The organism is Streptomyces sp. PsTaAH-137, from assembly GCF_003259365.1.
Classification (GTDB): domain Bacteria; phylum Actinomycetota; class Actinomycetes; order Streptomycetales; family Streptomycetaceae; genus Streptomyces.
This window is the reverse complement of sequence record NZ_QLLY01000006.1, coordinates 163,387-177,154: the sequence shown is the minus strand read 5'-3', so window position 1 is coordinate 177,154 and position 13,768 is coordinate 163,387. Positions and strand designations below refer to the sequence as shown.

At 71.0% G+C, this 13,768-nt stretch carries 15 protein-coding genes; 6 read left to right on the top strand and 9 right to left on the bottom strand.

Translation table 11 applies throughout. The features are described from left to right. Positions 1-65 precede the first annotated feature (65 nt). The 3 genes from guaB to K377_RS15365 form a co-directional block, all read right to left on the bottom strand. Positions 66-1,568 carry an IMP dehydrogenase gene (gene guaB / locus K377_RS15375; RefSeq protein ID WP_111663888.1) on the bottom strand — a complete coding sequence of 501 codons (1,503 nt, stop codon included), beginning with the start codon at positions 1,566-1,568 and terminating at the stop codon, positions 66-68. Between the two features lie 127 nt (positions 1,569-1,695). Next, a complete protein-coding gene (locus tag K377_RS15370; RefSeq protein ID WP_111663887.1) occupies positions 1,696-2,283 on the bottom strand; it encodes a sigma-70 family RNA polymerase sigma factor in 588 nt (195 codons plus the stop codon). Between the two features lie 396 nt (positions 2,284-2,679). Beyond that, complete coding sequence (locus K377_RS15365; protein ID WP_003948568.1) at positions 2,680-3,291, bottom strand: response regulator transcription factor; 612 nt, start codon at positions 3,289-3,291, stop codon at positions 2,680-2,682. Positions 3,292-3,691: 400 nt separating this feature from the next. On the opposite strand from K377_RS15365, the gene K377_RS15360 reads away from it, so the two are divergent. Then, positions 3,692-4,033, top strand: a complete 342-nt coding sequence (locus K377_RS15360) for a WhiB family transcriptional regulator (RefSeq protein ID WP_111663886.1) — start codon at positions 3,692-3,694, stop codon at positions 4,031-4,033. Between the two features lie 68 nt (positions 4,034-4,101). Here K377_RS15360 and K377_RS15355 read toward each other — a convergent pair whose 3' ends face one another. Next, positions 4,102-5,010 carry a LysR family transcriptional regulator gene (locus tag K377_RS15355; RefSeq protein WP_111663885.1) on the bottom strand — a complete coding sequence of 303 codons (909 nt, stop codon included), beginning with the start codon at positions 5,008-5,010 and terminating at the stop codon, positions 4,102-4,104. 81 nt (positions 5,011-5,091) lie between these two features. On the opposite strand from K377_RS15355, the gene K377_RS15350 reads away from it, so the two are divergent. Together K377_RS15350 and K377_RS15345 are read left to right on the top strand one after the other, a co-directional pair. Further along, positions 5,092-5,760, top strand: a complete 669-nt coding sequence (locus K377_RS15350) for an MOSC domain-containing protein (protein WP_111663884.1) — start codon at positions 5,092-5,094, stop codon at positions 5,758-5,760. 48 nt (positions 5,761-5,808) lie between these two features. Beyond that, positions 5,809-6,582 (top strand): SDR family oxidoreductase, encoded by a 774-nt coding sequence (locus tag K377_RS15345; RefSeq protein WP_111663883.1) that lies wholly within the window; start codon positions 5,809-5,811, stop codon positions 6,580-6,582. A gap of 209 nt (positions 6,583-6,791) precedes the next feature. On the opposite strand, the gene groL is transcribed toward K377_RS15345, so the two are convergent. Beyond that, entirely contained in the window at positions 6,792-8,420 is a 1,629-nt protein-coding gene (gene groL, locus K377_RS15340) for a chaperonin GroEL (protein ID WP_111663882.1), read from the bottom strand. Between the two features lie 154 nt (positions 8,421-8,574). Further along, entirely contained in the window at positions 8,575-8,883 is a 309-nt protein-coding gene (gene groES / locus K377_RS15335) for a co-chaperone GroES (RefSeq protein WP_018528412.1), read from the bottom strand. A 311-nt stretch (positions 8,884-9,194) separates the two neighbouring features. Between groES and K377_RS42255 the strand changes: the two genes are divergently transcribed. Together K377_RS42255 and K377_RS15330 are read left to right on the top strand one after the other, a co-directional pair. Then, a complete protein-coding gene (locus K377_RS42255) occupies positions 9,195-9,320 on the top strand; it encodes a hypothetical protein (protein WP_258395044.1) in 126 nt (41 codons plus the stop codon). A gap of 1 nt (position 9,321) precedes the next feature. Next, positions 9,322-9,630: a hypothetical protein gene (locus tag K377_RS15330; protein WP_111663881.1), complete on the top strand. Its 309-nt coding sequence runs from the start codon at positions 9,322-9,324 to the stop codon at positions 9,628-9,630. Positions 9,631-9,638: 8 nt separating this feature from the next. Here K377_RS15330 and K377_RS15325 read toward each other — a convergent pair whose 3' ends face one another. Together K377_RS15325 and K377_RS15320 are read right to left on the bottom strand one after the other, a co-directional pair. Further along, positions 9,639-10,502, bottom strand: a complete 864-nt coding sequence (locus K377_RS15325) for a polysaccharide deacetylase family protein (RefSeq protein ID WP_181512574.1) — start codon at positions 10,500-10,502, stop codon at positions 9,639-9,641. After that, on the bottom strand, positions 10,499-11,428 hold the full coding sequence (locus K377_RS15320) for a polysaccharide deacetylase family protein (RefSeq protein WP_111663880.1): 930 nt from the start codon (positions 11,426-11,428) through the stop codon (positions 10,499-10,501). The genes K377_RS15325 and K377_RS15320 overlap by 4 nt, the downstream gene beginning before the upstream one ends. 83 nt (positions 11,429-11,511) lie before the next feature. Between K377_RS15320 and K377_RS15315 the strand changes: the two genes are divergently transcribed. Further along, complete coding sequence (locus K377_RS15315; protein ID WP_111663879.1) at positions 11,512-12,714, top strand: methyltransferase domain-containing protein; 1,203 nt, start codon at positions 11,512-11,514, stop codon at positions 12,712-12,714. On the opposite strand, the gene K377_RS15310 is transcribed toward K377_RS15315, so the two are convergent. Beyond that, the gene (locus K377_RS15310; RefSeq protein WP_258395043.1) at positions 12,711-13,748 is read right to left on the bottom strand and encodes an LCP family protein; all 1,038 of its coding nucleotides are present in this window, start codon (positions 13,746-13,748) and stop codon (positions 12,711-12,713) included. The genes K377_RS15315 and K377_RS15310 overlap by 4 nt on opposite strands. Positions 13,749-13,768: the final 20 nt, after the last annotated feature.

Below are 13,768 nucleotides of genomic sequence, written 5' to 3'. Positions count from 1 at the left end.
CCTGACGCATACGGAAGGGGCGGCCCCGGTGATCCCGGAACCGCCCCCACCGCTACGACCTGCGACTACTTACGGCTGTAGTTCGGCGCCTCGACCGTCATCTGGATGTCGTGCGGGTGGCTCTCCTTGAGACCCGCGGACGTGATGCGGACGAAGCGGCCCTTGGACTCCATCTCGTCGATGGTGGCGGCGCCGACATAGCCCATGGTCTGGCGCAGACCGCCGACGAGCTGGTGCAGCACGTTGGCCAGGGGGCCGCGGTAGGGCACCTGGCCCTCGATGCCCTCGGGCACGAGCTTGTCGTCGGAGGCCACCTCGGCCTGGAAGTAGCGGTCCTTGGAGTAGGACCGGCCCTGGCCTCGCGACTGCATGGCGCCCAGCGAGCCCATGCCGCGGTACGACTTGAACTGCTTGCCGTTGATGAACATCAGCTCACCCGGCGACTCCTCGCAGCCCGCGAGCAGCGAGCCGAGCATCACGGTGTCGGCACCGGCGGCCAGCGCCTTGCCGATGTCGCCGGAGTACTGGAGGCCACCGTCGCCGATGACCGGGACGCCGGCCGCGCGGGCCGCGACCGCGGCCTCGTAGATCGCGGTGACCTGCGGGACGCCGATGCCGGCGACGACGCGGGTGGTGCAGATGGAGCCCGGGCCGACACCGACCTTGACGCCGTCGACACCGGCGTCGATGAGCGCCTGGGCGCCGTCACGCGTCGCCACGTTGCCACCGATCACGTCCACGTTCACCGCGGACTTGATCTTCGACATCCAGCTCAGCGCGTTGCTGTTGTGACCGTGCGAGGTGTCGACGATCAGGAAGTCGGCACCGGCGGCGGCCAGCGCCTGCGCCCGCTCCAGCGCCTCGGGGCTCGCGCCCACGGCGGCGCCGACGAGCAGCCGGCCCTCGGCGTCCTTCGCGGCGTTCGGGTACTGCTCGGCCTTCTTGAAGTCCTTGACGGTGATGAGGCCCTTGAGCACACCGGCGTCGTCGACCAGCGGCAGCTTCTCGATCTTGTGGCGGCGCAGCAGCTCCATGGCGTCGACGCCGGAGATGCCGACCTTGCCGGTGACCAGCGGCATCGGCGTCATGACCTCGCGGACCTGACGGCTGCGGTCGTTCTCGAACGCCATGTCGCGGTTGGTGACGATGCCGAGCAGCTTGCCCGCCGCGTCGGTCACCGGGACACCGGAGATGCGGAACTTGGCGCACAGCGCGTCGGCCTCGGCCAGCGTCGCGTCGGGGTGCACGGTGATCGGGTCGGTGACCATGCCGGACTCGGAGCGCTTCACGAGGTCGACCTGGTTGACCTGGTCCTCGACCGACAGGTTGCGGTGCAGCACGCCGACGCCGCCCTGGCGGGCCATGGCGATGGCCATACGGGCCTCGGTGACCTTGTCCATCGCCGCGGAGAGCAGCGGGATGTTCACCCGGACGTTGCGAGAGATGCGGGACGAGGTGTCGACCGCGTTCGGGAGGACCTCCGACGCGCCGGGCAGCAGCAGCACGTCGTCGTAGGTGAGCCCGAGAGTCGCGAATTTACCGGGCACGCCGTCGACGTTCGCAGTCATGACACCTTCTCCAAATGGCCTTGATCGGTGCGGGTGTCCATGCTAACGGCCTACGGCCGTGTCTCATTCCACGAGCAAGATCATCGGCCTTCTTTGTACGTTCCCACGTACGCGGCCGGGGTCTGTGCTACTGCTCGGCGAGCGCCCGCAGGCGGCTCAGCGCCCGGTGCTGGGCCACGCGCACGGCCCCGGGTGACATGCCCAACATCTGCCCGGTCTCCTCGGCGGTGAGGCCGACGGCGATGCGCAGGAGCAGCAGCTCCCGCTGGTTCTCCGGGAGGTTCGCGAGGAGTTTCTTGGCCCATTCGGCGTCGCTGCTGAGCAGCGCGCGCTCCTCCGGGCCGAGGGAGTCGTCGGGCCGCTCCGGCATCTCGTCGGACGGCACGGCCGTCGAGCCGGGCCCGCGCATCGCGGCGCGCTGCAGGTCGGCGACCTTGTGGGCGGCGATGGCGAAGACGAAGGCCTCGAAGGGCCGGCCGGTGTCCTTGTAGCGCGGCAGCGCGAGCAGGACGGCGACGCAGACTTCCTGGGCGAGGTCCTCGACGAAGTGCCGGGCGTCGCCCGGGAGCCGGGACAGCCGGGTCCGGCAGTACCGGATGGCGAGGGGGTGGACGTGCGCGAGAAGATCGTGCGTCGCCTGCGCGTCACCGTCGACCGCCCGGCCGACGAGCGTACCGATGGCCCCTTGCTGGGCCGCTCCCTCGTCGTCGCGCATCGACCTATGGTGCCCTGCCGCGGTGCGGTCCGCGGCATCGCGTCCCTGGTTGTGCACCGAAGCGTTATCGACAGCGTGGTCGACAGCGTGATGGACCGATGCGCCCGAGGCGCCCGAAGCGTTCGGGGCAGGTGCGCCGGAACTCATCTCCTGCGCCCTCCCCTCTCGCTGACCCTGCTCGCCCGATTCGTCGTCCCCGCGGAACTCCACACCATCAAGGATGCGGCATCGCGCGCGAAACGCGGAGCGAAGTCCCCCACCGCGCCCCGTCAGGGGCGCGGGGTCGCGTCCATCAGCGGCTCCGCCGCGGAGCCCGACCAGCCACGACGAGGCCACGGCCGGCCGACGACATCGCGTGGCACAACGGAGCCCGCGTGCGGCGCTCCGAGCGGAGCGTCACCGCACGAGGCCCCAACGGAACCCGAGCGCCACCGCGTGCGCCCGGTCGGACGCGCCGAGCTTCTTGAACAGCCGTCGCGCGTGCGTCTTCACGGTGTCCTCGGAGAGGAAGAGCTCGCGCCCGATCTCCGCGTTGGACCGGCCGTGACTCATGCCCTCCAGCACCTGGATCTCGCGCGCGGTGAGGGTGGGCGCGGCGCCCATCTCGGCCGAGCGCAGTCTGCGCGGGGCGAGCCGCCAGGTCGGGTCGGCGAGGGCCTGCGTCACCGTGGCGCGCAGCTCGGCGCGCGAGGCGTCCTTGTGCAGGTACCCGCGGGCACCGGCGGCGACCGCGAGCGCGACACCGTCCAGGTCCTCGGCCACGGTGAGCATGATGATGCGCGCACCGGGATCGGCCGAAAGCAGCCGCCGCACCGTCTCGACGCCGCCGAGACCCGGCATGCGTACGTCCATCAGAATCAGGTCCGAGCGGTCGGCGCCCCAGCGGCGGAGGACTTCCTCGCCGTTGGCCGCGGTCGTCACGCGCTCGACGCCGGGCACGGTCGCGACCGCGCGGCGGAGCGCCTCTCGGGCAAGCGGGGAGTCGTCGCAGACGAGGACGGATGTCATGACCGTCCTCCGCAGCTGATGCGCGTCACCTTGAGCCTCCAGGCTTTGTACGAATCGTCACCTGTGCGGTCGACACTCGGCAAGCCATTCGGACAGATGCCCGAGAGCTTGTTCCTTCAACCGCCTCAGCACTCTCAACGATGGTCACTCGAAAGAGTTACGGGTCAGACGGCCTGGTTCGGCACTCTACGTGAGGGGCCGGACACAACGGGAGCAGCGCGGCGGACCCTCAAGGTTTCACCACAACCTATGCCCCATTTAGCGGCATTTCTTCCCTTTTGCTGGTGTCTGTAGCTAGATTCGCAATGAGTCATATTTTCATCTCCTTAGACAGTAGATGTACGGTCATGGGCACCGTTCCGCGTCACACCGGCTACAACGGCAACAAGGGGACACACCAATGGCAGATTTCTCCCGCCTTCCCGGACCGAACGCAGATCTGTGGGACTGGCAGCTGCTCGCGGCCTGCCGCGGGGTCGACAGCTCGCTCTTCTTCCACCCCGAGGGGGAGCGCGGCGCGGCCCGCAGCGCCCGAGAGACCTCGGCCAAGGAGGTCTGCATGCGGTGCCCGGTACGCGCGGAGTGCGCTGCTCACGCACTACAGGTGCGCGAGCCGTACGGCGTGTGGGGCGGCCTCACCGAGGACGAGCGCGAGGAGCTGATGGGACGGGCCCGCAACCGGCTCGTCACCGCGTCGTCGACGGGCGGCGCGCACTCCACGGCCGCCGCCTCATCGAACTGACGGCATCGAAGACACCCTGAAGGAACGTTTCTCCAATCGTGGGCGCACCCGGTGCGCCCACGGGCGTTTCAGCGCGCGGCGGCCTTGTCGGCGGCCCGCGCCAGATGGTCGAGGGTCGCGGCGACGGCCGGTACCTGGGCCAGATCGGGCAGGGTGAGCGCGACGATCTCGCGCTGCACGGCCGGCTCGACCGTCACTGTGCGTGCACCCTTGGGCCGAACGGATTCGATGGCCAGTTCGGGCAGGACGGCGACACCGAGCCCGGCGCCGACGAGTCCGATCACCGCCGGGTAGTCGTCCGTCGCGAAGTCGATGCGGGGGGCGAACCCGGCGCCGCGGCACACCTCCACCAGCTGGCGGCGGCAGCGCGGACAGCCCGCGATCCACGGCTCGTCCGCGAACGCGTCGATGGTGACCTCACCGGCGGAGGCCAGCGCGTGCCCCTCGGGGACCAGGCCCACCAGACGGTCGGCGAGCAGCGGGCGCACGACGAGGTCGTCCCAGTCCTCCGCCGCCTGGGCGCCCTCGTACCGGAAGGCGAGCGCGACGTCGCAGTCGCCCTCGCGCAGCATCTCCACCGAGCGCGGCGGCTCGGCCTCGACCAGGGAGACCCGGGTGCCGGGGTGCTCGGCGCGCAGCGCGGCGAGCGCCGTCGGGACCAGCGTCGAGCTGCCGCTGGGGAACGACACCAGGCGGACCCGCCCGGCGCGCAGCCCGGCGATCGCGGCGACCTCCTCCTCCGCGGCGGTGAGCCCGGCGAGGATGCCCGCCGCGTGCCGCACCAGTGCCTCGCCCGCCTGGGTCAGCCGCATCTCGCGGCCGGTGCGGATCAGCAGCGGGGTGCCCGTGGAGGTCTCCAGGGCCTTCATCTGCTGGCTGACCGCGGGCTGGGTGCAGCCGAGCTCGCGCGCGGCCGCCGAGAAGGAGCCGGTGGCGGCGACGGCGCGCAGGACACGGAGGTGGCGGGCTTCGATCACCCCTCAAGCATAAGCCCGGCTTGGGGATTACCGCGAATAATGCGTGGCGGCTTTGGTGCGGGGTCCCGTAGCGTGGCCGGTATGAAGCTTCTGTCGCTCAATCTCGGGCACCGCAAGGCCGTGGAGTACACCGATCAGGCCGAGGGCGTGACCGGCATCGACAAGCGGCCGGTCGAGGGGCCCGTGCGGGTGGCCGCGCCGGGACCGAAGGGCACCGGCGGCAGCGGCCTCGCCGGGGACGCGGTGTGCGACAAGCGGCACCACGGCGGCGACGACCAGGCCGTGTACGCGTACGCGCGCGAGGACCTGGACGCCTGGGAGCGCACCCTGGGCCGGCCGCTCCCCAGCGGCGCCTTCGGGGAGAACCTGACGACCGAGGGTCTCGACGTCTCGGGCGCGCGGATCGGCGAGCGCTGGCGGATCGGTTCCGACGTGGTGCTGGAGGTGTCGTCCAGCCGGATCCCGTGCCGGACGTTCCAGGGGCACCTCGGCGAGAAGGGCTGGGTCAAGCGGTTCACGCAGGAGGGGGCCGCGGGCGCGTATCTGCGGGTCATCGAGCCGGGCGAGATCCGCGCCGGGGACCCGATCGAGGTCGTGCACCGTCCCGATCACGACGTGACGGTCCAGCTCGCGTTCCGCGCGGTGACCACGGAGCGGTCGCTGCTGCCGAGCATGCTCGCGGCCGGCGAGGCGCTGCATCCGGAGGAGCTGCGGGCGGCGCGGGAGTACGTGGCGAAGTACGGCTCCTGACCCGGACGGTGATCACCGGCACCCCCGGGCCGTCACTAACCTGGGGCCATGACTACGGCACTGATCACCGGATCCACCGCGGGCATCGGCGCCGCGTTCGCCCGGCGCCTGGCCTCCGACGGCCACAACCTGGTCCTCGTCGCGCGTGACACCGAGCGCCTCCAGGACCAGGCGACGGAGCTGCACGACCGGCACGGCATCGAGGCCGAGGTGCTCACCGCCGACCTCGCCACGGAGGAGGGCATCGCGGCGGTCGAGGAGCGGCTGAGCGACCGCAAGGCCGCGGTCGACCTGCTCGTGAACAACGCCGGGTTCGGCAACAAGGGCCGCTACCTCGACGTCTCCATGGCCGACGAGCTGACCATGCTCAAGGTGCACTGCGAGGCGGTGCTGCGGCTGACCTCGGCGGCGGCCTCGGCGATGCGGGAGCGGGGGCGCGGCGGGGTGGTCAACGTGGCGTCGGTCGCCGCGTTCGTGCCGCGTGGCACGTACGGGGCGTCCAAGGCGTGGGTCGTGCAGTTCACGCAGGGCGCCGCTAAGGATCTGGCGGGGTCCGGGGTGCGGCTGATGGCTCTGTGCCCCGGTTTCGTCCGTACGGAGTTCCATCAGCGGGCCGGCATGGGCACCGACAACATCCCGAACTGGATGTGGCTCGACGCCGACAAGCTGGTCTCGGCGGCCCTGACCGACCTCTCCCGCGGCAAGTCCCTGTCGATCCCGGATCCGCGCTACAAGGCGCTGATGGGCGTGGTGAAGGTGACCCCGCGCGGGCTTCTCGGCGGGGTGACGTCGCGGACGGGCCGCAAGTACGGCCCGCAGTAACCGGTCCGTCGCCCGGCTGACGGCCGGTGGGGGCTGGTCGCGCAGTTCCCCGCGCCCCTGGACGAGCGGAGCTCGTTTCAGGGGCGCGGGGAACTGCGCGACCAGCCACGACGCACCCGGCACCCGCCACCCGCCACCCGCCACCCGCCACCGCAGCGAAGAGGCCCGTCTCCCCGCGACGGGGAGACGGGCCTCAACCAGCGCTCGGGTCAGTGCGAGTGACCGTGGCCGTGGCCGTGACCGGCGTCGGCCTCTTCCTCGGCCGGCTTCTCGACGACGAGGGTCTCGGTCGTCAGGAGCAGCGAGGCGATGGAGGCGGCGTTCTCCAGGGCGGAGCGCGTCACCTTGACCGGGTCGATGACGCCGACCTTGACCAGGTCACCGTACTCACCGGTGGCGGCGTTGTAGCCCTGGCCCTTCTCCATCTCCTTGACCTTGGAGACGATGACGTAGCCCTCCTGGCCGGCGTTCTCACCGATCCAGCGGAGCGGCTCGACGACGGCGTTGCGGACGACGGAGACGCCGGTGGCCTCGTCGCCCTCCTTGCCGAGGGAGCCCTCCAGGACCTTGGAGGCGTGCACCAGAGCGGAGCCACCACCGGAGACGATGCCCTCCTCGACCGCGGCGCGGGTCGCGGAGATGGCGTCCTCCAGACGGTGCTTCTTCTCCTTGAGCTCGACCTCGGTCGCGGCACCGACCTTGATCACGCAGACGCCGCCGGCGAGCTTCGCGAGGCGCTCCTGGAGCTTCTCGCGGTCCCAGTCGGAGTCCGTGTTCTCGATCTCGGCCTTGATCTGGTTGACGCGGCCCTCGACGTCGGCCTTGTTGCCGCCACCGTCGACGACCGTGGTGTCGTCCTTGGTGATGGTGACGCGGCGCGCGGTGCCGAGCACGTCCAGACCGGCCTGGTCCAGCTTGAGGCCGACCTCTTCGGCGATGACGGTGGCACCGGTGAGGGTGGCCATGTCCTGGAGCATCGCCTTGCGGCGGTCGCCGAAGCCCGGGGCCTTGACCGCGACGGCGTTGAACGTGCCGCGGATCTTGTTCACGACCAGGGTCGACAGGGCCTCGCCCTCGACGTCCTCGGCGATGATCAGCAGCGGCTTGGAGCCGCCGGCCTGGATGACCTTCTCCAGGAGCGGGAGCAGGTCCTGGATGGACCCGATCTTGCCCTGGTGGATCAGGATGTACGGGTCGTCGAGGACGGCCTCCATACGCTCCTGGTCGGTGACGAAGTACGGGGACAGGTAGCCCTTGTCGAAGGCCATGCCCTCGGTGAAGTCGAGCTCCAGGCCGAAGGTGTTGGACTCCTCGACGGTGATGACACCGTCCTTGCCGACCTTGTCCATCGCCTCGGCGATGAGCTCGCCGACCTGGGTGTCCTGGGCGGACAGACCGGCGACGGCCGCGATGTCGGACTTCTCGTCGATCGGGCGCGCCGTGGCGAGCAGGTCCTCGGAGACGGCCTTGACGGCGGCGTCGATGCCCTTCTTCAGGGCGGCCGGGGAGGCACCGGCGGCGACGTTGCGCAGACCCTCGCGGACCAGGGCCTGGGCGAGCACGGTGGCGGTGGTGGTGCCGTCACCCGCGATGTCGTTGGTCTTGGTCGCCACCTCCTTCACCAGCTGGGCGCCGAGGTTCTCGTACGGGTCGTCGACCTCGACCTCACGGGCGATGGTCACACCGTCGTTGGTGATGGTGGGGGCGCCGAACTTCTTGTCGATGACGACGTTGCGGCCGCGGGGGCCGATCGTCACCTTCACCGTGTCGGCCAGCTTGTTGACGCCGCGCTCAAGGGCGCGACGGGCGTCCTCGTCGAACTTCAGGATCTTCGCCATGGGAGCGTTTCAGCCCTCTCGGAAAACTAGGGTGAAGCATGGTGTGAAAACGAACCGCGCCCCCGACCCCGGCTGATGTACATCGCGGGTGCCAGGGGCGCAGATCGAAAGCAAAGCAATGTCGCTTCGGTGAAGCGGCTAATCCGTCAGCGGATTACTTCTCGACGATCGCGAGCACGTCGCGGGCCGAGAGGACGAGGTACTCGTCGCCGTTGTACTTCACCTCGGTGCCGCCGTACTTGCTGTACAGCACGACGTCGCCGACCTTGACGTCGAGCGGCAGGCGCTCGCCGTTCTCGAAACGGCCCGGACCGACGGCGAGGACGGCGCCCTCCTGGGGCTTCTCCTTCGCGGTGTCCGGGATGACCAGGCCAGAGGCGGTGGTCTGCTCGGCGTCGAGCGGCTGGACCACAATGCGGTCCTCGAGCGGCTTGATGGCAACCTTGGAGCTGGTGGTCGTCACGATCCGACCTCCCCCTTCGGAGATCTCACGGGGTTAACTGTCTGAGGTGGCGACCAGGTGGATCCGTCGTCGCGGGTGCCGGACCTGCCCGTCGCTATTGGCACTCTCCTACGGGGAGTGCCAGAGCCGAGACTATGACCGCGATTAGCACTCGGTCAAGCGGACTGCTAATCGAGCTGTCCGCGCGGCGCCGATCCCGCCCCGGTCCCGCCCCCGATCCCGGCCCGCCCGACGGCTTCCGACCGGCCACGGATCGGTCTCGGTCGGGGAACGTACGGGTGGAGCCCACGGTTCCGTACGAGAGTCCTGGCATGACCGGTCACCACCGCACCCCGACGTCACCGGCGGGTGATGCCGCGCTCGGCGTGAACGCGGCCTTCCGGCCCCGGGCCGCCCACCTCTCGCCCACGGGGTCCGTCCTGCGCGGCGGGGTGTGACATGGAACGGCCGGACGAGGACTGGTTCGCGGGCGGGTGCCTGGTGGCGCTCGTCGTGCTCCTGGAGATCGCCTACACGGCGCTCGTGGTGTTCAGCCTGGCGCTGCGGGGCCTCGGCGGTACGGACCCGGAAGCGGCGCGGCCGGACTGGACCGAGGTGTGGCTCTGGGGCGGCGGCGCGGCGGCGGGCCTGTTCTTCGGGGCCATGTTCCTGTGGCTGCGGCGGCCCTGGTCCGCTTCCGTGCAGCTGTTCGGGGCGCTGTGGGCGGCGACCCTGGCGGCCGCCGCTTGGCAGCGGGTTCCGACGTAGGGGCGGGGTCAGACGTAGTCCTCCAGGCGGGCCACCGTGAATCCCTGCTCCTGGACCCGCCGCAGCATCCGCGAGGTCATCTCCGTCAGGGTCGTGCCCTTCAGGTCGGCCGGGCCGCGGAAGTGGGCCAGGATGATGTCGCCGGGGCGCAGCCGGTCCCCGTCGGCGTAGCGGAGGTCGTTGATCTGCATCGAGGCGCGCCACAGGACGATCGCGTCGATGCCGCAGTCGGCGGCCGCGCGCAGGGTGTCGGCGTCGTAGTCGCCGTAGGGCGGGCGGAACAGCCGGGGGGCCGCGCCGAAGCGGGACTTGAGCCGGGTCTGCTGGCCGCAGATCTCGGCGTGCTGGTCGACGTAGCCCCGGCCGGGCAGGAACGGGTGGGTCAGCGAGTGGTTCTCCACCTGGGCGCCGAGCCGCCTCAGTTGCCCGAAGTGGTCGTAGCCCGTCGCCGCGGCCGAGTCGGCGAGGAACATCGAGATCGGCAGCCGCAGTTCGCGGACCATGTCGACGAACCGGGGGTCGCGCTCGGCGCCGTCGTCGAAGGTCAGGAAGACCACCTTGTCGCGGGTGGGCACGTGGTCGATGACCGGCGGCACCGCGCCCGGGGCGCGGGCCGCGAGCGCCCGGCTGGGCTTCGGTGCCGGGGCCAGTGGGGCGGCGAGGCCCCAGCGGCGGTGGGCGTCCGGCGCGGGCGCGCCGGCCGCCGGGGGCGGATCGGATCTGCGGACCTTCTGCGCCGCCTTGCGGCCCATCCGCTCGATCGGGTCGACGGACTGCGCGCACCCGGTGAGCAGCGCGGCGGCCAGGGCGCAGACGATCGCCGCCCGCGCCCCGGGCCGCCGGACACGGCTCCCCGCCCCATGGGTCGTCACAGGTAGTCCTCCAGGCGTGCCACCGCGTACCCCTTGGCGGTGACGTACTTCATGAACGTACGGATCATGTCGGGCATCGTGCCCTTCCAGTCCTCGCGACCGCGGAAATGCGTGAGGATGATGTCGCCCGGATGGATGTCGCGGTCCCACTCGCGATAGTCCATTCGGTCCACGAAGACCTCGGCGTTCCAGATGGGCGCGTACTTGACCCCGCAGGACTTGGCGGCCTTCAAGGTGGCCTGGTTGTAATTGCCGTAGGGCGGGCGGAAGAGGGTCGGGCGCTTGCCGTAGTGCTTCTCGATGACGTCCTGCATGCCGCAGATCTCGCGCCTCTGTCCCGCGTAGGACAGGCCCGGCAGGTAGGGGTGGGTGAGGGTGTGGTTGTTCAGGCCCACCCCGGCCTTCTGCATCGTCGTGAAGTAGCCGTAGTCCTCCTTGGCGAGGTAGTCGCTGAGGAAGGCGGTGTACGGGATCTTCAGGTCGCTCATCATCTTCACGAACGCCGGGTCCTTCTCGGCGCCGTCGTCGATCGTGAGGAAGACGATCTTCTGCTTGGTGGGGATGGTCGTGAAGACCGGGGGCAGCCCCAGTTCCTTCTGGTCGTCGACCTCGAAGCCCTTGCGCGGCTCGATGTGCGGCTTGTGCGCGGGCGGGGCCGGCGCGGTCAGCGGCGGCTTGGCCAGACCCCAGTGCTTGGCCGCCGTGACGACGCGGGCGCGTTCGGCCTTGAGGCGGGTGGCGTACGAGTCGAGGGCCTGGGCCGGCGGGGCCTTCAGGGGCTGCTGGCCGGGGGCCGGGCGCACGGTCGTGCTGTCGCCGCCCGCGGCGCAGCCGGAGGCGAGGGCGCAGGCCGCGAGGACGGCGACCGAGAGCCGTCGCGCCGTCCGCCTTCTGCCGCTTTTTTCGTTTTGTCGTACTAGTTGCATGGCGCCGGATCTTTGCAGCTCAACGCCCTGATCAGGGGCCGACACCACCGCCGTGCACGGGATCGTCCACCGACTGGCGGACAATGGGCCGGGTGAACGACCCCGCCTCCTTCGCCGCCCTGCTCACCGACGAGGGCCGCGCGCTGCTCGACGCCCTGCGCGACCACGACCCGGCCCAGGAGCTCGCGCTCGCCACCCGGCTGCGCCGCGAGCACCCGGCCGGCCTCGTCTCGGCCGCGCTCGCCCAGGCCCGGCTGCGGCAGCGGGCGGCGGCGAAATTCGGGGCGAGCGACGCGGCCCGGATGTACTTCACGGCGAACGGCGTCGAGCAGGCGACCCGGACGAGCGTCGCCACGTACCGCGCGGAGAGCTTCAAGGAGCTGGGCGTACGGTCCGTCGCCGATCTGTGCTGCGGCATCGGCGGCGACGCGATCGCGCTGGCCCGCGCCGGGATCTCCGTCCTCGCCGTCGACCGTGACCCGCTGACCTGCGCCGTCGCCCGGGCCAACGCCGAGGCGCTGGGGCTCGGCGAGCTGATCGAGGTGCGGGAGGCGGACGTCACGGAGGTCGACACGGCCCCCTACGACGCCGTGTTCGTGGACCCCGCGCGCCGGGGCGGCCGCGGCCGCATCTTCGACCCCGAGGCCTACTCCCCGCCTCTGTCCTGGGCCGTCGCCGCCGCCCTGAAGGCGCCCCGCGCGGCGCTGAAGATCGCGCCCGGCATCCCGCACGAGGCGATCCCGGACGCGGCCGACGCCGAGTGGATCTCGGACGGGGGTGACGTGAAGGAGGCCGTGCTGTGGTTCGGGACCGAGCCCGGACGGATGCGGGCCACCCTGCTGCCCGGCCCGCGCGCACTGACCGGCCGCGGCCTGCCCGACCCCGAAGTGCGCCCGGTGGGACGGTACTTGTACGAGCCCGACGGCGCCGTCATCCGGGCGCACCTGGTCGCCGAGGTGGCCGAGCAGGTCGGCGGCGGCCTGCTCGACGAGACCATCGCGTACGTCACGGCGGACGAAGCACGGCCGACGCCGTACGCGGCCACGTACGAGATCACCGACCAACTCCCCTTCAACGTGAAGAAGTTGAAGGCGCTGCTGCGCGAGCGCGGGGTCGGCGTCCTCACGGTGAAGAAGCGCGGGTCGGCCGTCGAGCCGGAGGAACTGCGCCGCAAGGTCATGCCGAAGCCCTACGGGAAGGCCTCGGCGACGGTGTTCCTGACGCGGGTGGCGGGGGCGCCGACCATGCTGGTGGGGGCGCCGGCCCCCACTCCCGTACCCCGCTAACGCAGCGACTCCCAGAGGTCCTTGGCCTCCGGCTCGTCCGCCACCACCCGGTTGTGGTCGGACGGGGCCTGCACCACGGGCATCATCACCGTCTTCACGGAGTCGGCGGACAGGTCCTGGAGGCTGCGGGCCAGGCCCGTCAGCCTGCTCAGCGAGTCGAGGCCGGTGTCCGTGGTGAGGGCGCCCGTGGCGGCGTCCGCGACCTGGTAGAGGCGGGCCGGGCTGGTGAGCAGGCCGGAGGCCGACACTCCGTCCGCCAGCGCCTTCACCAGCTGCTGCTGGAGTTTGATGCGGCCCAGGTCGCTGCCGTCGCCGACGCCGTGCCGGGTCCGGGCGAAGGCGAGGGCGGTCCTGCCGTCGAGATGGTGCGGGCCCGCCTTCAGATGGAGCTGGCTGAGGTCGTCGTCGATGTCCTCGTCGGTGGTGATGTCGACACCGCCGAGCGCGTCGACGAGCTTCGCGAAGCCCGCGAAGTCGACCTCCAGATAGTGGTCCATGCGCACCCCGGTCATGGTCTCGACGGTCTTCACCGCGCAGACCGGGCCGCCCAGCGAGTAGGCACTGTTGAACATGACGTTGTACGCGACCGCGGTCGTCCCGCCGGACTCCGTCGGGCACGAGGGGCGCTCGACGAGGGTGTCGCGCGGGATGCTGACGACGGTCGCCTCGGACCGGTCGGCGTTCAGGTGCAGCACCATCGCGGTGTCGGACCGCGCACCGCCGCTGTCACCGCCGCCGAGCTTCTTGTTCTCCTTGCCGGAGCGCGAGTCGGAGCCGAGGACGAGGATGTTCAGGACGCCCTTCTCGACCGGCTCCTGCGACGCGGAGGCCGACGGCGAGGGCGAGGGGCTCGCCTCGTCGGCACGGGCCGGGCGGTTGTCGCCGAGGGCGCTGTCGATGTCGACGCTGCGGATGTTGTGGTCCAGGTGCCAGTACACCCAGCCGGCGCCCCCGCCGCCGAGCACGAGGGCGCAGCCGAGCACGACACCGGCGGCCTTCACCGCACGCCCACGGAACCGTTTCTTCTCAGTCACTCAGGGAACGTAAGTCCGAA